The following is a 19985-nucleotide window of genomic DNA, read 5'->3' on the forward strand; positions in this document are numbered from 1 at the left end:
ATTCACTGTGTCTGTGGAAAAATCGACTCAAAACTTGCATCGGGCTATGAACCTTTTTGCTATTGAGCTCAAGGGATGTCTTGAGAGATATCCCTTGACCATCAGTTATTTTATCTAGATAAAATTCAATACTACTTAAATGTATTTACGTAGCTATTTATTTTAGAAGAATTGTTCATTGTTACATCTCCAGTCCATGTGAATTCTTTAAAAACCGTCAACCCTGGGTTAACTTTCAATAAACTCTCGATCAGTTTATTGTTTTCCTGATGAATCTTTTTATTATTGTCCATATCACTATTAAGCATTTGATGACAATATATTCCGCAAACTTTTAATGTATCCGTACCTTTATAGCCTTCATAAGTCCTGATGTTTGGTTTTCCTACTACAAGTATTTCGTTATGCTTTCCTTTCGTGTTTTTGATCACATTCCTAGGTGTATCAATTTGGGCATATGTACCACCATCAGGAGTGTATCCCTTTTTACCTTGGCCCTTGAAGTAGTTTTCCGTGAGTGCATATGTATTTTGGGGTTCTCCCGGTTTATTTCCAGCATGATTTTGAAACATCACATCATGTGGGGAAGTTGAAATGACATTTTGAGGTGGTGTAGCAAGTATCAAACCTACATCAGCCCATTGTGATCTTGAGTGGTTTCCCGTCTCCACAACAGAAGTACTGATAACATCCCATGTGGATAATAGCTTTTCAGCATTTTGGGTTAGTAGTGGCGATTCATCTTTAAAGTCGCGAATGGTATGCACTAAAAATTGTTTAGAGTCGATATGCTTTGTGTTAATTAGATTGCGTCCACTTTTTTTAGCGTCAGTGGCTGTCTTAAGTGTCTCTTTTTGAAGTTCCTTCCATTTAGGTAAAGCTGACGCATGACTTTTATCACTCTTTGAGAAAATATTGGAGTTAATGGTTTGACCAAAAATACGCATTATTATCACCATGTTTAAATAAAAACTCAGGTATTGCAGGCACTTATTATGTCAAGATCGCGCCCACAACAGATTAATCATCTTTCACTATTTTTATAGACGCCGACTAATGAATTCTTATGAAAAAAAATTGAAAATATACCTATGAGGGATAAATTGCGGTCTCTGAAAGAGGGCGTTTATGATCGCCTTACTTCTTTTTTCTGTGCTTATTTGACAACTGTGCTAGGTTGCGGTTTCCTCCTAGAAGGCTACGCTTGACGTCAGGGCTAGGCTTTTTTCACCGTAAACCTGTAGCATTAAGGCTTAAATACTGGGTTACTCATTTAGTCTTGGTCTTAATGGAATTAAGATCGTTTTGCTTCGTATGAATAATGAGGACATGACAACGGTACCTGAGCACGCTTAAAAATAGTATTGATGAACCCTTGTAGACCTCTCAGCGACATTGAAAATAAGTCTGGTCATTGGGAGGTATGGTTGAACAAGGTTGTGTCAAATTGTAGTAACGGGGAATGAACTTATATGGGAAGGTTTTCAAGTGTTTAATTACAGCTATGCTCTAATGTAGTTAGTAAGTTTGAAAACAATAACATGACCATGATTAAGACATGTTATTGTTATTGAGTGTTGTTCTATTTAGTGTAATAAATAGTATCGCTTAAGTCATTGATATCTAAAGATAGTGATTTATGTTCTTTCTTAAGTTGGTCGACGATGTCGTTATGAACGTTTTTGTAAGATGAGATCACGTTGAAGGTCATCGGCTTAAGGTGTTTCTTTGTATGGGCTTGGACGCGGTCGTATAAATCTGACTTTTGGAGAGCGCTTTTGTTCGAAGGTACAAAGGGTTTTCCGTGACTCATTGCCTCACCAATTGGTACTACTTCATTGAATGTATGGTATCCACCATAATTCATGAATGCCGCAGCTCCAAGAGTAAGTGGCATTACTTTGTCTGTTTTTCCGTACATGGATTCGCCGGACAATATGGTAGCTGCTAATAGTATGTCACAGGTCCCACCTGATTGTGCACCTGCATATGGTTTACCTTTATAAGAGCTTTCAAGTGCATGCATACCATATGGCTGCCAGCGGTTGATTCCCGTACCATGATGGAGTTTATGACGCGTCATACCATCACTAAGTCCCAGATTTTTATAGCTTTGTGGCATTGATGCCATCTCGCTTTCAGACATCATGTATGGTCTGGTTAAGTCTTGTATAGGAGCGTTCTCACGCGGGATACCATTTATATTCTTGTTGCCGTTGAGTGCGTCTAACAGCTTATGTTGCTCTAAAGAGTTTTCATCGTTTACTTTTTGAACGACTTGGCCGAACCCCAAGCCATACTTTGCGGCATCTTCGTACTTTCCATCCACAGCTTTTAATACGCCGTTTTCATCTCTTATCATTGGCATACGTTCCGATCTGGCTCGAGTTAACGAGTCATCAAATACTTTTGTTCTCGTTTTTTGAGAAAACTCTTTGAATAAAGGGAATACATCTTTACCTAGGATTGAACTGAGAGCGTCGGAATTTTTTCTCTGATTTTTGCTAAAGTCTTTATGATCATTGCCTTCCGGTGGATTTAGTAACTGCCAAACAGTGGTGCCAAATGTACTTATGGCTTTTATCTTGGTAAGCATGCTGGCGTGATTTTTTTCACCTGTAGGGATATTCAATTCGCGGATTAGCCAATTTTTCAGCGGCTCTTTAGACTCTTTTGGTTGGCGACCAATTTGGTCGGAGTTACTGCTCATAGGAGAAAATTGCTTTTCAAACAACTCGGTAAGGGGCATTTCTTTGTTGTTGAACACAACGGTATGGTTCGTTCCGTCGCTAGATATTTTTTTTAAAACATCGGACAAACTCTTCGCATGGTTATCAATTTGAGTTCCGGCAGAAGAAGGTTGATTCAGTATATTCATACTAACTCCCGCCTCAAACATTTTTGCACTTGTTAGAACTTGCTTCTTTGCATCTGAAAGGGAAATCCCTTTAGCAGAGCTTAGTACTCGATTGGTATCTGTATTTTTAAATTCAGATACGTTTGTATTGGTTCGTTGAACGTTTAGCATGGTTAGACCTTCAAGTAGAAATTTAAGTATAACTACGTTAAGGCAAGTATTCCCAGTTCTCCAGTGATAATAGGTTACTAATTACGTGAAAATTAATATTAAAGTATGAATTGAATTTTTTATGATGTTTTTTATATCGTTAATAAATCATGAGTTTTTTTGTTTTCATGTTTTTGCCAGTACGTTCAGGGTTTTGGATGCTTAGCTGTAGAGAGGAGGAGGGGGAACAACAGAGAGGTTATCAGCGAAAAATTATGATATTTAAATGCAATTTTAGAGTGACCCCTTAGTGTCATCTTTTTCTGAATGAAATTGTTTAATTTTATTTGAATTAATCTACTTGGTTGTTGTAATTGTTTGTTTTTTGATTGGTAATGATAGAGCGAATATAAGAGGAGTAATTTATGTTTAAAAGAAATATTTCACTTTTAAGTTCTACATCAGTGATGAGTAATAAAAAAGATGAATCAGAGCCAAAAGTTAAAGTAAGACAAGTCAGTAATACGATGAAGGAAGACTTTCCATTAGCCAAATCTTTCTCTAATCCCATTAGCACAGAAAGAAAACTCAGTATATCGGAGTTCCAGTCCAATCCGGTTCTGAGAGAAGCTCAAGATTCGGACTTATCGTCTCTTAACTATCCAGATCTAAGCCTGCTAAATCAGAATAAAAAAATTGAGCAGAAGCTCGGTAAAATACTTATTGATAGTGACTTAGGTAAACAACTAACACAGAAAGCTATCGATATAGGAAAAGATGGTTTTGGTGTGAATTTCGAACATATTGTGCGAGAAAATAAAGAAAGCATAGTAAAAAAAGCTTATAAAATAGGTGGGGCTAACGAGCTTTTGAAAGGTATTCTGTCACTGGACTCAGTGTTTTTGGCTTTAGAGGATTACTATTTAGATAGTGGTGTTTACGATATTAAAACATTGGCTCAGCAAGCGGCAGATCACGGACTTTCAAAGCGTGAATATTTAAGTGAGGTGAGCTGCGAACTTCACAAAACTGTTGGTGCTGAGCCATTTGGTCCTTACGATTATCTTGGGCGAAAAACAGTAGCCCAAGAGGAATTTAGTGAAGCGATGAAACAGCGACGTTCAAACTATTTTAATACTGTAACTGCTGATAATCGTGCATTTGGTGGAACATCATATCATCAGTGGTATGACGTTAACCCCAACAGAATTGATAAATGGGAAAAGCTACCTAAGAAGTGGCAAGCTAGAGTGATTAAATTATCGGGTGAGTCTGAAGAGAAGGTGAAAGCAAAGTTTGAGACTTCTCCGGAACTGAAAAGTGACTTTCTTCAAGGGATAGGGTTTTATAAAAGCACAAGTGAGTTTACCCATGACCTTATGTTAGATGAAACTGTCGATGGGATTAGGCGTCATGATGCGGGGGAAAATTCAAATATTTTGAGACGTTCTCAGAAAGGAGTCCCTGAGGTAGAACATATGGTGACATTGGCAATAGATAATAACCGACCTTTGATATCAGGCATGAGTGGTCATACAGTTAAGTTCTTGAATGCCTTTGCTAATTTACGTCATTATTACATATCGATAAGAAACAACCAATCAGCGACTGAGAAGCAGCTGATAGCAGCAACTAGAAAACTAGAAAAACTACCTACACTTAATGAAGCAAGAATTATCTGTATGGCGAATCTATTACCTCCTAAAAGTCACCACTCATATTTCGAGATCATGGCTGCGTCAGAGGGGATCTCTGACGGTGAGACAAAGCTACAGTTTAACGATATAGGAGGTTACAGTGATTTGAAAGCAGACGAATTTGGTGACAAAGTTTACAAGCGATTATTTACGAACGAGTGATAGGGGGTGAAATTCCCTGACAGAGTTGTGATTTTTTCATATTTATATCGCTTGTTATTAAAATGGCTGGAGTCGGCGCTATGATTATACCTGCCGTATTTTTCTTAAATAACCCCATGATTTATATTTAAATATATTAATAATTAATGATTCGTTATTTAATGGGTTTTTTTATGTATTCTACAAAAGTTTTAAAATCAACACCTTTTATCTGCCACCAATCAGATAATAAAGTGGATTCCGATTCTAATTTTAAAGTTAAAAGGGTTTATCAAAAAGTGATAGATACCGCTATAAAAAAATGACTAGATAAATCAAAGGCTCCCCTTTCAATGAAAGGCACTACACATTATGAGACTCTTTATAATCATGTCTCTTTTTGCGGAGCTTCAGAGATTAATATTTATTTACAAAATAAAGCTATCGAAACTCAAGATGCTGACTTAATAAAAGCAAAAAAAGAGGAAATCACAGATATTTTTAAGAGGGCAACAAATATAACTTGTTTAATGAACTCCGGGGCGCTTCGTACTTATTTGGCTCGTATAATTGATAGAGATGAAAAGGTTAGAGTACTGAGTAAATCTGACCGAAATGAACTGATAGAGTCCGCCTATGAGCAGTTTGACAAGCAGATCGATCAAGTTATCTCAACTAACAACCTCAAAACACCGACTATTTCTTACATAAAAGAACTTGTAGGTATAATAGTAAAGGATGTATTTGAAAATAAAACAAAAGTGACTTTGGATGAGACGCCTAAGATAAAACTACGAGATAAGACATTAACTCAATTTATGGAACGAGAAATAGAGAAGTTGTATGAACGCCACGGGTTTATCGGAAAGCGAAGTGGACTGAGGTTTTCGGCAGACTTAGAGATGACTAAGTAAAGTGCGTGTGTACTTATCTTATCAAATATGGCATTGAATACGTATAAAGCAGATTTTTCAAGCAATGGGAATGCTTGTAAATGAAGGGCATGTCGAGTTGATATCCTAAATATAAGTGTCCTTCAATCGATGGGCCAACTTCCTGGTTTTCTCATGGTAGTTGGCTCATTGCACTCAAATTACTCAATATGGATATTTCAATGCCTCTTTAAAAATAGCGCTGGTTCCGGTTCTCAAACTCTACTTAATATTCTCACTAAAAACCTTTCCCAAGATTCATTTATCTTGGCTTAATCCTTTATTCCAAGATCGTAACCCCCAAATATAATAATGATACTAGAATCGTTTTCGAGGTTAACTGATAATGACAAACCTAATGGTGCCTTGTAGCTTGCGTCTACATATACGGATATTCAAATGATAAAAAATTAAGCGAATTAGATGTGCGGAATGGAGATGTCAATAAGTAGGGTACTTCGAGATGAGGTATAGCACTTTCATCTGAAACTCGCTATATCCCTAAGAAATAGGGGGCCTACTTTATTGTAAGGTTCTATTTTTAGAAAAACTGCTCACTTAAATAGGTTTCGAGTAAGCAGTTTTAGCACCGTTTAAGTCTAAATCGTGCTATTTACGGTGATTATAGATTCCCCTTTTTTAACAGTGCAAGCTCGGCTTTTAAACGCTGGTTCTCTTCGTTGATGGATTGATAGGTAAATTCTTTAAAGCCCGTAGGTAATCTTTGTTTAAGAAAGTCAGTAATGCTCTCTTCTAGCTTTTCTGGGTTTTGAATTGCTTGGCGAAACTCTGATTCGAGTTTATGGGCCGCTGATTTATCTAGATTAGCTAGAAATCCACTAAAAGTATCGATGTTCTTGAAAGAGCCAGTGACTTGGCTCTGATAATCTTTGCTCAATAAGTCGGTACGAGTTGAATCGTTGATCAGAGCTAAACTAGCTTGTTGAGCTTTAGCGAATACCTCACTTGTTTTTTCGGTCGTTGATGCAACAGATCCATTGTCATAACGCTTTCTTGATGTAATCGATAGCTGTTTCTGCATTTTACTTAGGCCCTCTCTTACCGTTAACCATTGCGAAGGGGATGAATTTGCGTTGCTCATCTCATCACCTTTCGTCATCTCTTCATCTATGTTTACTGGTTGGTAGTTTCCGGCGATGACATCCGATTTCTTAAACATCGAATGGCTGAATAGCGGGGCTGATTCGGTATCTTTGGTATAAGGTTTAATTACATTGAAAAATGACTGGCAGTAGTCTGGCATTTTATCGATGTGAGCCTGCGTCACTTGATCTGCACGCAGATCACCAATGTTATTATTCAGCTGCCCTAGAACATCTAGATCTACTGAATGGATGATAGCCTGGCTAATGAATCTTGCTACTAGGTCTTTATCGTCATTGGTTAAGGTTTGATACTGGCTTAATACGTTCTCTGGCTCTTCGAAGATGAGTTTCTGGCCTTGAGATAATTCTGGGTTACTCTTTACTGGCTGGTTTGTATTGGCCCCCTGATTAAGTGCTTTTAAGCCTTTGGTTCCGCCAAACTGTCGAATCTGCTCGAACATTTTGCTTGAATCTGTGGGAGATGTAGAAGTGGGTATCGCTTTACCGGAAAACGAAGCTGGCGGCGGCGGAGGGGGGGGCGGTGGTGGTGCAGCTTGGGTGGTTTGCTGTTTGTCTTGTAAGCTGTCAATACTAGGTAAACTCTTTCCCGTTTTTAGTGGAACTGTATTTGCTAAATGCTGTGATGTTGATGCTGTTTGAGCCGGTACCGCCATTTCCGTCTTACCGCTGCTTTGTTTTTTTTGTAATCCATTTCGACCACGAAAAGCCTGAATTTCTTTAAGTAGATTCGTTCTCGGCATCTCCATATTCCCTTGAGCCTTGTGACTGTCCATCTTTAATTGTGAAGTTGATTCTGGGCTTTTAGATGTGAGTTGTTGTGCTGATGAATTGGAATCAGTTGTTTGTCTTACGAAGGAAGCTTCTTGTTGATTTAGTAGCCTATCCAGTTGGAGCGTTAATCTTGATATGTCCTCCTTTTTGACCTGAGCTTGGCTGTACAGGCTCGTAATTGTATTGATGAGTTTCATTACGTCTCGCTCAGGCACGGAGCTTATTTGTTTAACGCTAAGAGAGTCATTGCTTTGTCTATTCGGTTGTTTAGAGCTTTCGAGGGTATTGGGTTGTGGTGTTAGATTCAGAATATTAGAACGCATGTTTTAGTACCATAGTTGATAGTCACATCGCTCAATATCTTCTCTACTAGCGGTCAAATCGAGAGATTATTTGTGAAATATTCATCACAAGAATCCATCCCATAAAGTACGAAATATAAGATGGATCTATTTTTAGTTTCCTGTCTGATTAATAGAGTTGAAGTGGTCATTTTTTTTCAAAAATAATCTAGTCTTATCTCTTTGAGAGTCTTGCACTTAGTGATAAAAGTGATAAAAGTGATGAACGCAGCGATGAAGATTAAGAGCGAGTAGAGCGTTTAAAAACGTAACGTTACTTCATGGTCCGAGTGGTTACATTCTGAAGACATAAAAACCTAATCATTAATAATTATAAGTTAATTTTTAACCATAATTGTAATAACACTAAATTGAGACTATATGACTTTACTTCTAGAGATGAGACAGTTCTTTGTATATGAAATTGTATTTGTTGGCTTAGTATATACGGTTGTTTTATTGGTGGTGATGTTGCCATATGTTCGATTTATATCGAAAATTAGTGATCGAAGAGAGAGTTTCGTTTTAGATATGAAAGAAGGGTTGAACAAGAAAGAATTTTTTATTGTCTATCAACCCATTGTCAATGGATATGGCCGAAATATTGAAAGCCTAGAAGCTTTGATTCGTTGGAAGCACCCAACACTAGGTATAATCTCACCAGATGAATTTATCCCTTTGGCTGAAGAAAGAGGAATCATTAATGACCTTACTGACTATGTTTTAGAATTAACCTTGGAAGAATTGCAGCGGTCTAATACACTGTCGATCTTATCTCTTGGTGTGAATATCCCGCCATCATATTTAGGTAGTGTTGAGAGAGTAAAAAAACTCAAGCATTACACAGAACAGTTTAGAAAGCTTGGTATTGGTCTTATTGCTGAAATTACAGAGCGTCAAGCTCTTGAGCCTGAAGGAGTAGCGTCTATCGATCTACTTAGAGATTATGGTCTTAAGTTTGCTGTTGACGATTTTGGTACTGGACATACATCTTTATCAATGATTCAGAATATAGAATTTGACTATTTAAAAATAGATAAATGCTTCATTGATAAAGTAGGTTTGAAAACTACCAATCCTGCCGTGTTAAATATGATCATTGAGTTAGGCGATCGTTTAGGTGTAATTACTGTAGCTGAAGGGGTCGAAACAAAAGAGCAAGCCGACTATTTAATCAGGAGTGGTGTAAATAAACTACAAGGTTATTACTTCTCTAAGCCTTTGCCTTTAAATGAAATTGAAATGATTTCGTCATCTAATTTTTATTCCCAGTCGCCTTCGAAAACAAGTAGACTCGGATTGAAACCACCAGCCCTTAACTCACTTCTAACCTCAGATCTTATCGATAGATAGAAAACTAACAAAGATCATAGGTTGCGATTGACCTTTGGTCCAAACGATAGCCTTAACCGTTTTAATTTGCTTACATGTGGAATTTCACCTTTTACCATCTAAATTCAGGCTTATTTTTCGAGTATATATTAAGCAATATAGGTTCAAATTCATCCCTAATACCTACATGTAAAGTATTTTTAGCCTAGGGGTAGAGAAGGCGTCACTAGGTGAGCGCTATTGGCCTTTAGATAAATTCACAAATATTCAGCGGTGAGTGGTGTGATTTATCTAGTTAGTCTTAAATTTATGATTGTAAGTTTTAAATGAATTTGTTTTTCATAATGATTCAAAATAACCCATTAGCGTTTTTTTAAAGAGTTATTAATATCGAAATCAAATTTATCTTATCTTTTAAACCTATTGCTCGTAGGAGTTGATATGCCCGGCTTAACGATCGAAAACATTCAGCCTTCCGTTATGGAAGATACTTTTAATAATATCGGAGAGGGTTTTCAGGAGATTCTTGACAATCTCGACCGTATTAATGCAGGAGGTCAAACTATCACTGTTCAAGATACGCTCGCTCTGCAACAGTCTGTATTTCACTACAGTATGTATCAAGAAACTGTAACAAAAATTGCTTCTAAGTCAGCAAATGCAATTAATGAAGTGATGAAGGCACAGTAATGAAAAAACTGTGGTGTTTGTTATTGATCATACTGACCGGGTGTAATGAACAGGGCTCAGCCCAAATTGCTAGTTTTGAATCCGCTGATATTGCCAATAAGGTTGTTGTCTTATTAGGCCAACAACAATTACCAGCAACATTAGAGAGAAACAAGGAAAGTTATCTAGTTTACGTGGACAAGCCTAACGAACCTAAGGCGCGAGAATTACTGAGTCAGTTTAATTTCTATTTTCAGCGTGAAGATCTCAACGATTTGCTCGAATCAAAGTTTGCTAGCTTGAGTAAATTAGAGGTAGTAAAAAGCAATTTACTTGAAAGCCGTGAAATCTATAACAAGCTGAGCGTGATTCCTAATGTTTTACGAGCGAGTGTAGTAGTGAGCGGAGAGAAAAACAAACGAGTATCGGTGCTAATCATGAGTTTACAAGAAATGGATTCTAATAAGAAAAGTAATATCGAACGATTTCTTAAAGGATTAGTGGCTGAGCAAGATACATTGACTATAAGTTACTTTGTACAAATGGCGGGTAATGAAAACGTATAAAAAGCGTCATCAGAAGCTGCTGCATTATTGCCTAACTCAACGTTTACTTTGTCCAGCCTCTTTTTCTGTTTTGACTAACTTAACGGACAAGGATAGTCAGCGATGTCTATCAAGTAATCTTGGCGAGGTTAGAAAAGTCGTGGCGACTCTTGGGTTACTAATTGAATACCAAAAGCATCGCCAGAATAGGGAAGGTTGGTCGTTGGTACAAGTTCGAAAATTACTAGGACAGAAGTTGTACCTTTGGTCTGATGCCGTTGGCATTCAGCATATCCCACAAGAATTAAGTAACCAGCAACTCGGCTTAATGATGCTCGCCCAATACGATAACCGCCTGGCTGTGGTGTGGTCGATACGTTTAAGAGTCGATCTCCCATCACAACCCTTAACTATCACGAGCACCTATCGGCTATGTGATGTTGTTAATCAAGTCTTGGCCCCATTATTTGATAAACCGGAAGTAGATTGATGTATTCAAGCAGGATTGAAAAAAAGTGAAAAATAAAAAGATTGAATTTGGAAAAGCGGGAGATGAATTCTTTTCATTGCTCGACGGGAAAATGGTTGAGCATGAGTTGGCCAAATTGCGAAAATCAAAGAAAATCACAACAACTCAATTAAAGTCTGTCTTTGAATTGGGTGTTGAGTTTTATAATAAGTTCCAGTTTAAAGAAGCGGAAATAATATTTTCTGCCTACTGCGCATTAAATCCTTATGACCATCGTGGGCCCGGTTGTTTAGCTGCTATTTATTTGGAAAAGGGGCAGTTCAAAAAAGCTTTGGATGTATTAAGTGTCTTGAAGACATACCCGACTAATGATTTGGATGAAACCATCCTTAATATTTCTCTCTGTCATTACAAGTTGAAAGAATATATTCAGTCGGCTGCAACTCTGATTATCGTTAAATCAGATCACCTTAACGAATTTTATTCACAGCGTTTCGAGTATTTACAGAAACAGTTAAAACCCTATTTGTCTTAATTGCTAATTATGCCGAGGAATGGACAGTGATAACAAGTACCACCAATAGTCTCTCTAATTTAGACCACATTGACGATGAACTCTCTCCAGAGACATTGGCACAATCCGTCGCTCAGATAGAATTAATCAATAAAGCGGAGGCTGAGCTTAATAAAGCCGATGTCAGTATCGCGACCTTGGTAAAACAGCCTGCCAGCGCTGAAACATTAGCCATGATCGCTGCTCAACAAAAGCAAGTGGTCATGGCTATGGTTGGTGGTAACCCTGAACAGGCAATTGCAATGGCATTGGCACAGAGTATTGAGAAATACGGCAAGCAATTGTCGGTTATACAAGGCTGGACCAATGGAGGACTGGCTATGTTTGAGAGTGCGATGGCAGTGATGTTTGACGGTATAAAAACAAGCGGTGAAACATCTGGTTATGCCTTAGAAGATTTATTCCAGCTCGCGATCATGGACTTCATGTCCCACGGTTATGGCCCAGCAATGGACGAGCAGATGAGGCATTTCTTAGAAAGTACTGGATCAGGTTCTCATGGCTATCATGAAAGCTGGGATGGCGCCGCGTTTGCCAATAATTGTCAGAATGTTTTTAACTATATGATGAACAACGCGCCACAAGACAGCCTCTGTCACGATATTTTGATTTACATGAATGACAACTGTGGTGGGGTCTCTGCTTTACAAAGCCAGTACAGAAACAACTTCAACAATACTGGTGGGTTTGTTTGTGATTCTGGATATCCAAGCAGTGCAGGGCTCTCTCCGATGTTACGAATGGCTCTTATGGCTGGCTATCTCACGACCAATCCAAAGGTTGAACAATCGACGATTGAAATGTTTCTTACGGCTCCTATCGGTACATTGGATGTCTTTATTCAAACCAATACTAGTTATGCGTCGGCGATTGATTATATTTTCGAGAATGACGGTTACCAGAATGACCCTGCCCATGATGGCTGGAGAGAAGTGACACAAAATGGACATCAGGTTATCGACTGGGAAGGGCGAGGTCTAGGTTCAGAATATTTTGAGCATATGTACAACGACTTTCCTCCAAGAGAATTAACCGATGAAGACGTTGAAGAGATCAACAGAATCGGTGATCAGGTCAAAATGCTCCAGCAGACCCTCAAATACTGGCTTTCAATATGCCGTGATGAACAAATGGCGATTGCGCGCAATATATAGGTAATACGATGAATGTTAGTAACCTAAGTGGTATTTCGATACCAAATTCTTCTCCAGACAAGACGATAGTTACGCAAGATATTGAAGCTCGACTTGCGGCGATTGATAACGCGCAAGCGAAGTTGAACCAAACCGACACTGCTATCTTGGAGTCCGATATGCAGCCAGCCAGCGCTGAAACATTAGCGATGATCGCTGCTCAACAAAAGCAAGTGGTTGTTACCATGGTCAGTGGTAATCCCGAACAGGCGATTGCTATTGCGCTTGCACAGAGTATAGAGGCGTATGGTAAGCAACTGGAATTGATTCAAGGTTGGACTAATGGTGGCGTTGACATGTTTGAGTCGGCGCTTTGGTTGATGCTAGCAGACTTAGAAGAAGGTGGAATTCAACCTGAAGAGATGGAAGACCTTTTTCAGATTGCCCTTATGGATATCATGATTCACCCAGAACAGTATGGGCTAGAAAGTTGGTATGCCGCAAACAAGACTGATATTAGCCATATTTTGGAGAGCACTGGCAGTGGTAGCCATGGTCTGCATGAGTCCAATTACGATACTCCTGAGAAATTAGCAGCGGTGACCAAGAAACTTTATAAAGGGATCATGGATAACGCGACGATGCCCGAAGGCTCACTGCTGAACCAGGTAATGACTGATTTGGAGGGGGCTGGAGGTTCAGATGCCCTTTATAAACAAATCAATGATAACTACTACGATGATTATGGTTGGTGGGCTAATGGTACATCCGACGACCTGAGCCCGATGTTACGCTTATTTGTTCTCAGTGAAGTGCTGCAAAATAATCCGCAAATGACACAAGAAGAAGTGGAACTCATTTTAACAGGTTCTCTCGATGATATTGATGCTTATATCGCAAGGACGTTTGGTCTTGATCAACTTGGGCAGCCTTATACAGCGCTCACATATTTATGTGCTAATTCGACCTGGCAGGTCCAGGATGGGTACACCTATGGCGACCAAATTGATTGGATGGGAAATGGCATTGATAACAGCGACTTAGTTGCGCTTTATACTCAGTTTCCACCTCGAGAATTAACCGACGAAGAAATCGAGGAAATCAATCGTATCGGCGACCAGGTCAAAATGCTTCAGCAAACTCTCAAATACTGGCTTTCAATATGCCGTGATGAACAAATGGCGATTGCACGCAATATTTGATTGTCTTACAACGCCAGCTAAAGAACAGCATAAAAGGACATGATATTGCTGGGGACATGTCGCTCGTCCATCGAGAGTAGAGCAAGCCTGAGGGATGCTTATTCCCGGCCTAATACATGAAGGGAAAATACATGAGTACATTCATGAATACCATCTCAGCTCCGGCCTATGTCAGTGCTGTAGAGGATCAAAGCAAGAGTGAGCAGAGCACGTCTGCTCAAAGCTCTGCTGTGGAGTCGGCCTCGCCGAACCAGCCACTTCCTGGTAGTTCTGTTTCACTTAGCGCTTTGTGGCGTTTGGTTGAAGCACAGATGAAAGAAGTCGCGAATGCCGTTTCAGGTACGGGCAAAGAAAACTCAGAGGCAAAGAAATCACTGATTGAAGTGCAGAAAGAGTCTCAGATTAGCCAACTGAAAGATCGTGAAAGCCAAATCGAAGAACAGAAAAAAGCAGACAAGAAACAAAGCTTTTGGGGCAAGTTGGGTATGGCGCTTGGTTTTATCGCTGCGATTGTGATTGCACCGTTTAACCCAGTGATGTCGGCAATTATGATTGGAACCATGGTTGCGGCGATTGTTATTCCTAAGATCGCAGATGAAATAATGAAAGCGGCAGGTGTTCCTGAGGAAACTCGGGAAAAAGTTAAAATGGGGTTGGAGATCGGCATTGGTCTTGTCGGTATGCTGCTTAGCTTTAACCCTGCTCAGTTGGTGAAAAACATAGCCAAAACAGCGGCAACTGCGGCAGCAAAAGCTGCCAGTGTGGTTGACCGTGCTGTTGATGCAATGATGAGCTTACGTAGTATTTTAGCCAATATGAACCCAGCTAAATTGGCTGCTCTACTGGGGAAATCTGCCGCAAACGGTGCGACTAAAGCGACTAAGTTATTAGATACCGCAGTTGATGCACTCAAAGCATTTAAAACGACATTGGTTAATACGACCAAACAAGCTCTGCAAAAAGCGGCTGATACGGTGACTAAAGTCATGAATCAAGCACTTGAAGCTCTTAACCAATTGAAAGCGAGTTTTATTAAAGCACTAGACACGGCATCTGATGCTGTTAAATCGGTGGGTACGGCGCTGAAAGAGCAGTTAGCTAGTCTAACCAAAGCGGTCGATAAAGTTTCGTCTGTAATGGACGACTTTGCTGCTAGTGTGAAAAACCTTAACCCAGCCAATATGTTAAATAAGTTGTCCGAAATTACTGACAAAATGTCTGACATGCTCAACACCATAAAGGCCATGCGACCAAGTCAACTTCTCAATAAAGCCAAACAGATGTTGGATGATGTGGTCGAATCACTTAAAGACTTGATGACCAATAGTGAGAAAGCTTCACTTCGAGCTACGCGGGTCAACCAAGTGGTGGAAGTAAGTTCGAATGCGACTTCTGTCGTTAGTACCGGTTATGGTGTGAAATCTGCTGATATCTCGAAAGATTTAGAGGTTGCTCAAGCTAAACAAGAAGAGCTAGAAACTCGCATTCAGCAAATATTAACCATGCTTTCTCAGGCGATGCGCACCGTGACTCATGCGTTTGAGTCTCTTTACAAAACCAACAGTGATCATCGTGAATTTAATGACAAGATGATTTCGATCACTATGTAATCCGGAGAAATAATATGACAACTGTAATGATGAATACAATGCCTTCGGATTTCACATTGAAGGAAGGTAAGAACACAACAAACAGCCCAGAGATCAATGAGAAAGAGTGGAATAGCTTCTCTAGTTCATTAGATAAAGCCAATTCAGGCACTGTTTCGATGAGCGACCTTTTGGCTTTGCTAGCCGAGATTATTGAATCGTCTCAGCGCTTACGTGCTCAGGTGATGCAAAACCGTATTACTGAAGCTGTCGCGACTAGTGATCTAGCTATGAAAATTGCCGGAGATAAGTGTGGTGATGCACAGCGTAAGTTTGGTATTACACTGGTTGCCTCAGTTGCAACGATGGCACTATCCACGGCAGCAACTGTGCGAATGGGGCAAACTAAAACCCTTCAAGATAAACATGTTGTTGATATGACCAATGGCAAGTCAACTTCAGTGAAATCATTAGATTCGAATACCGTTAATGATTTTAGTGCTCGTTTACAAGAGGGGCGTACTGGTAAGTATCGTGCGGTATCTCAAATGAGTGAGATGGGCGGTAGCATGGTAGGCAATGTCAATGAGATGCAGAATGCTGCACAAGTGAGAACTCAAGAAGAGAGCCAAGCCACTAAAGATCTGAAAGAGAAGTTCGATGGTCAACTGGATCAATACATTCAAGACTTAACTCAAGAGGCGGTCAAATTGAATGAAATACTTGATTCCGTGGCCAGAGCGAGTCTGGTAACAAACCGATAAGGAGCAAGAGCGGGCTCGCCCGCTCTTTTTAGCCTATGCGAAGTGTCTCGTTTTCGATGCCACAAAAAGCTGAGCGTGTTTCTGACATCACTCCGACAAAACAAACTCGGGAAGAGAGTCAGACGAAGCGTGTCCGAGATGTTAAGCAAGCTGATAAACGGGCAAAAAAACAGCATCGCCTTTTTCGTATTAGACGTAAGCCGATGACACCTCAGCAGCAGCGGCAATTTTCAAAAATGCTGAACAGTTATCAACTAAAAGCCTTAAGAGATTGGCATGGGTTCACGCAAGGCTTACCCGAAAAACAATCGCTTAACGAGGCGCAGCTATTTATTTTACAGGCTGCCAATCAATGTCAGCATCTTTATCCTTCCTCTATTCGCAAAAAAATGACTCAGTATCTGGAGTCATTAGGTGCGTTGGCCGAGGGAATGGACGCAGACAGTGAAGTACTGCAACAGTTGGTGGCTTATGAGCATTATCTGGAAGGGTTACTTTCAATGTTAGTACTCTGTCGAAAGTATGACGATCGTGAGCGGCGATACCAACAAAAACCACAAAATTTGAATGATTCTAACGGAGATCTTAACGATGACCAGTCCTTCTAGAATTGCCCATTGCGATATCCAAAATAGCGGACTGGATCCTTATGAAATGATCAAAAACAAGTCACAACGACTGAGTTGGAATCGGCTGTCTGATACCGATATCTATCTTGATAAAAAGGCGGTGATTGAGTGGTTTGAACGTTTACGTCACTACTCAGAGCCGACGGTCAAAGCCATTGTTGTTGACGGAGTACTGGAAAATGAATTCCACAATATCACTTTTATTTTACGACTAGTACAGGAGCACGACTTTAGCACTATGACATCTAAAGATACTTATCAATTATTGTATGATTTTGTGTGCCAAACACCTCAAGGAATTAGAGATTGGGTGGATGAAAAGGATTATTTGATGAGCCGCGATGTATTAGCCCTACTTTCTCGAAATCGGTAAAACCTATGAATCATGACATTATATCTTTAAAGCCTTACCGCCAACTTAGCAGTACTGTGGCGGCGCAGATTAATGCGGTCGCGGGGCATTGTTTTGACAACCAAGCCATTCATCTTGATTTTGGTCAACTGGTATTAACCCCGAAATTTGCTGATGAGTTAGTCGAAATAACCCTAACTCATTTAGGTATCGAAGGCACCGGGTATGTGAGAGTCAAAGACATTGAGCGTTTGCTTGGGCTAGAAGTAAAACACCTTGAAAAAGAATATCTTGACTATCTTATGGCAATGAACCTTGCCAAAGAGGGAGTGCAATATGTACGTTTTATTGATAAAGAAAATCAGGTTGCTTTCCCCTCTCTTATGACCTGTATCTTTAAGTGTAGTCGTATCAGAACAACCATGTATCTGGTTGCCGAATTGCTCGATATTGATACTGAATATTTACAGCCTAAACCACAACGTTTACCCGCAGATCTTAAGTTATCGGTTAGCTGGGCTCCATTTGAAACATACTTAAGCTGTGATGAATTAACCACGTTGTCTTCTGAAGATGTGGTTCTGGTGTACCCCAAATAAATGCAATTCACGTTAAATCTAATCGAGCAATTTTTGCTCAATCTCGAGCAAAGTGAACGGACGGTATTTAGTGAGTATCCCGACTATCTTATTTATCCCATTCTGCCGTTTTTTCAACTCGTTCATGTTTGCAATACGGAACAGGTGATTGAACAGCTGAACCAGTTTGAATCGGTATTAGGTGGTTACTTGATACGGGTTGACGGTTACTTAGCCTTTACTTGTCCTGAGTTTAGTGTCCGCGAAGATGATCTTCGTCGTTTGACTCTTCAATTGTTAGAAATAATGAGGTTCTAATATGTTATCCCCCACTTCCTCTGTTGGCCGTCTTGTTGTTGAGCCCTCCTCCAATACCGATGAAAGTCGGCCTGATAGTTTAAGAGGAGATAGGTCTCTGATAGCGTCAGTTAGCCCTCGGCAGACAACTGTGCTTAGTGATGAAAGTCCAGACCGACTAATGGTCGCAACGTCAGCGTTTGCTTCTGATAGTTCAGAAACTGAGGAAAGCGAAGCTGAGGAAAAAATATCCTGTAAAAAAAATAGCAACAATAAAAAAAAGGTCGAGAGGAAATCTAATCGATATCATGACAAGACTAAAGCGAAAGCTCACCTTGGTGCCTGTGTGACAGGAGGCATTGCAATGGGCGTGTTAGCTGGGCCTATTGGTTTGGTGTTTGCTGCGGTTTACATTAATGCTATGTGTGTGACCATGTATGGTGGCAGCCAATTTGTCACTGGAGATAAAAAGGAGAATAAAAAGCCTGAAGAAGAGTTGCCGCAGGAGAACACATCGCCTCATCCGACCGCTAACAGCGATCCTTTAAGGCCAGAACCCGCATCACAACCAGAGCAAGATGATGGTAAAGGTGAGGGAGAGGCCGACCGCAGCTACTATAATAAAGTTAATAGTGATAACATCACCATCAATGGTAACATCTATCTCTACCCTGGTGAGGATTATCAACCCACGCCCAACGCAGAACACACGCCGAAAAATGCAGCGACGCAAACCTCGGAACAAGCTTCAGAAACTTTAGTTCAAGAGCAGGACCTGTCTGTTTTCGTTACTAACATAACCCAAGTACCATCACCGAACATTGAACAGACTGGGCCCCTAGATCAAGCCGTGAAACAAATTTTGGTTGACCCTTCCGCTAACAGTCAACTGTTTCATTGTACATTCAGTGATGGGATGAACGCTTATTTACGTACAGACCCGTACCTTATTACTCCGACTAAGGTAGCGACTCATCAACAGCATATTCACCAACAGCAGGTTGAGACACCTTCTTCACCTCCGACCGGTTTTCTAGGTTGGGTTAAAAACGGAAAAAATGATAGTTGGATACAGACGAATCAGTTTACCCCTGTACAAACCACTGAAGGTCCGATTAGAGGCAAGAATTACGAAGCCGATGCAGGTCTGAACCTCAGCAGTGGTGAGCGCTCGCATAATGCTCCTCCTGTGTCACTTTCGTCAAATCAAGGTAATCAGGATCCTTTGGATGATGACGACTCTACAGCATTAAAGTTTACAACTGAAAAGGTTAGGACGGCTGAGCTGAAATATCGTAACGACGCTCAGCTTTCTACAATTTCATCTCGACCGATGGAAGAGACACATGCGGTAGGTTCTGGAAATTCAGGTTTGAGTGAGCAACATAGTTCAGAAAAACCTGAAAATGAACCAGCGCTTGGCAAGCTGCCAGAAACAGAAAAGCATCATTTATATAAAGAAGAAAATTTTGTTACATCGGATAGGATCTTAACTAGCTTAGATAGTTCTGCGACAACCGGTTTTTTAGGCTGGGTTAAAGGTGAAGATAATAGCGGTTGGAAACAAACGAATCAGTTTACTCCTGTGCAAACCACTGAAGGTCCGATTAGAGGCAAGAACTACGAAGCCGATGCGGGTTCGAGTATCAACAGTAATGAGCGATTACATAACACTCCTTCTGTGTCACTTTCGTCAAATCAAGGCTCTACGCAGCCTTTGAGCGATGACGATTCTATTGAATTACAGTCGACTACTAATGAAGTCAAGGTGGCTGAGTTGATATCTCGCAACGATACCTCGGAGCCTTTGAGTGATGACGACTTTATCGAATTACA

General features: G+C 40.1%; 17 protein-coding genes and 2 pseudogenes. 15 read left to right on the plus strand and 4 right to left on the minus strand.

Features of this window, described 5'->3' with window-relative positions:
- Positions 1-131: 131 nt before the first annotated feature.
- From QQ041_RS07225 to QQ041_RS07235, 3 genes and pseudogenes are all read right to left on the minus strand, one after another.
- Positions 132-947, minus strand: a complete 816-nt coding sequence (locus QQ041_RS07225) for a hypothetical protein (RefSeq protein ID WP_285953440.1) — start codon at positions 945-947, stop codon at positions 132-134.
- 325 nt (positions 948-1272) lie between these two features.
- Positions 1273-1405, minus strand: a pseudogene (locus tag QQ041_RS07230) (IS5/IS1182 family transposase); the annotation flags it as partial.
- Positions 1406-1582: 177 nt separating this feature from the next.
- Complete coding sequence (locus tag QQ041_RS07235) at positions 1583-3028, minus strand: hypothetical protein (RefSeq protein WP_285953441.1); 1446 nt, start codon at positions 3026-3028, stop codon at positions 1583-1585.
- Between the two features lie 404 nt (positions 3029-3432).
- On the opposite strand from QQ041_RS07235, the gene QQ041_RS07240 reads away from it, so the two are divergent.
- Complete coding sequence (locus tag QQ041_RS07240; protein ID WP_019820970.1) at positions 3433-4866, plus strand: hypothetical protein; 1434 nt, start codon at positions 3433-3435, stop codon at positions 4864-4866.
- Positions 4867-5198: 332 nt separating this feature from the next.
- A complete protein-coding gene (locus QQ041_RS07245) occupies positions 5199-5759 on the plus strand; it encodes a hypothetical protein (RefSeq protein WP_285953442.1) in 561 nt (186 codons plus the stop codon).
- Between the two features lie 640 nt (positions 5760-6399).
- Here the strand turns inward: QQ041_RS07245 and QQ041_RS07250 are convergent.
- The gene (locus QQ041_RS07250) at positions 6400-7998 is read right to left on the minus strand and encodes a hypothetical protein (RefSeq protein ID WP_285953443.1); all 1599 of its coding nucleotides are present in this window, start codon (positions 7996-7998) and stop codon (positions 6400-6402) included.
- A gap of 399 nt (positions 7999-8397) precedes the next feature.
- Between QQ041_RS07250 and QQ041_RS07255 the strand changes: the two genes are divergently transcribed.
- The 13 genes and pseudogenes from QQ041_RS07255 to QQ041_RS07315 form a co-directional block, all read left to right on the plus strand.
- A complete protein-coding gene (locus tag QQ041_RS07255; protein ID WP_065111669.1) occupies positions 8398-9369 on the plus strand; it encodes an EAL domain-containing protein in 972 nt (323 codons plus the stop codon).
- Positions 9370-9789: 420 nt separating this feature from the next.
- Positions 9790-10038 carry a hypothetical protein gene (locus QQ041_RS07260; RefSeq protein WP_019820965.1) on the plus strand — a complete coding sequence of 83 codons (249 nt, stop codon included), beginning with the start codon at positions 9790-9792 and terminating at the stop codon, positions 10036-10038.
- Positions 10038-10583 carry a hypothetical protein gene (locus QQ041_RS07265; protein ID WP_019820964.1) on the plus strand — a complete coding sequence of 182 codons (546 nt, stop codon included), beginning with the start codon at positions 10038-10040 and terminating at the stop codon, positions 10581-10583. The genes QQ041_RS07260 and QQ041_RS07265 overlap by 1 nt, the downstream gene beginning before the upstream one ends.
- A complete protein-coding gene (locus QQ041_RS07270) occupies positions 10570-11052 on the plus strand; it encodes a hypothetical protein (RefSeq protein WP_285953444.1) in 483 nt (160 codons plus the stop codon). The genes QQ041_RS07265 and QQ041_RS07270 overlap by 14 nt, the downstream gene beginning before the upstream one ends.
- A 25-nt stretch (positions 11053-11077) precedes the next feature.
- Positions 11078-11566, plus strand: a complete 489-nt coding sequence (locus QQ041_RS07275; RefSeq protein ID WP_019820963.1) for a hypothetical protein — start codon at positions 11078-11080, stop codon at positions 11564-11566.
- Between the two features lie 26 nt (positions 11567-11592).
- Positions 11593-12759 carry a hypothetical protein gene (locus QQ041_RS07280; protein ID WP_065105941.1) on the plus strand — a complete coding sequence of 389 codons (1167 nt, stop codon included), beginning with the start codon at positions 11593-11595 and terminating at the stop codon, positions 12757-12759.
- Between the two features lie 8 nt (positions 12760-12767).
- A complete protein-coding gene (locus tag QQ041_RS07285) occupies positions 12768-13940 on the plus strand; it encodes a hypothetical protein (RefSeq protein WP_285953445.1) in 1173 nt (390 codons plus the stop codon).
- A 131-nt stretch (positions 13941-14071) separates the two neighbouring features.
- Complete coding sequence (locus QQ041_RS07290) at positions 14072-15550, plus strand: hypothetical protein (protein ID WP_017107236.1); 1479 nt, start codon at positions 14072-14074, stop codon at positions 15548-15550.
- A gap of 14 nt (positions 15551-15564) precedes the next feature.
- The gene (locus QQ041_RS07295) at positions 15565-16293 is read left to right on the plus strand and encodes a type III secretion system protein (protein ID WP_285953446.1); all 729 of its coding nucleotides are present in this window, start codon (positions 15565-15567) and stop codon (positions 16291-16293) included.
- Between the two features lie 35 nt (positions 16294-16328).
- Complete coding sequence (locus QQ041_RS07300) at positions 16329-16901, plus strand: hypothetical protein (RefSeq protein ID WP_019820958.1); 573 nt, start codon at positions 16329-16331, stop codon at positions 16899-16901.
- Entirely contained in the window at positions 16885-17295 is a 411-nt protein-coding gene (locus QQ041_RS07305) for a hypothetical protein (protein ID WP_019820957.1), read from the plus strand. The genes QQ041_RS07300 and QQ041_RS07305 overlap by 17 nt, the downstream gene beginning before the upstream one ends.
- 5 nt (positions 17296-17300) lie before the next feature.
- Complete coding sequence (locus QQ041_RS07310; protein ID WP_285953447.1) at positions 17301-17873, plus strand: hypothetical protein; 573 nt, start codon at positions 17301-17303, stop codon at positions 17871-17873.
- Positions 17874-18330: 457 nt separating this feature from the next.
- Positions 18331-19985, plus strand: a pseudogene (locus QQ041_RS07315) (hypothetical protein); the annotation flags it as partial.

It is taken from the genome of Vibrio sp. TMPB1044 (assembly GCF_030442075.1).
GTDB classification, from domain to species: domain Bacteria; phylum Pseudomonadota; class Gammaproteobacteria; order Enterobacterales; family Vibrionaceae; genus Vibrio; species Vibrio satsumensis.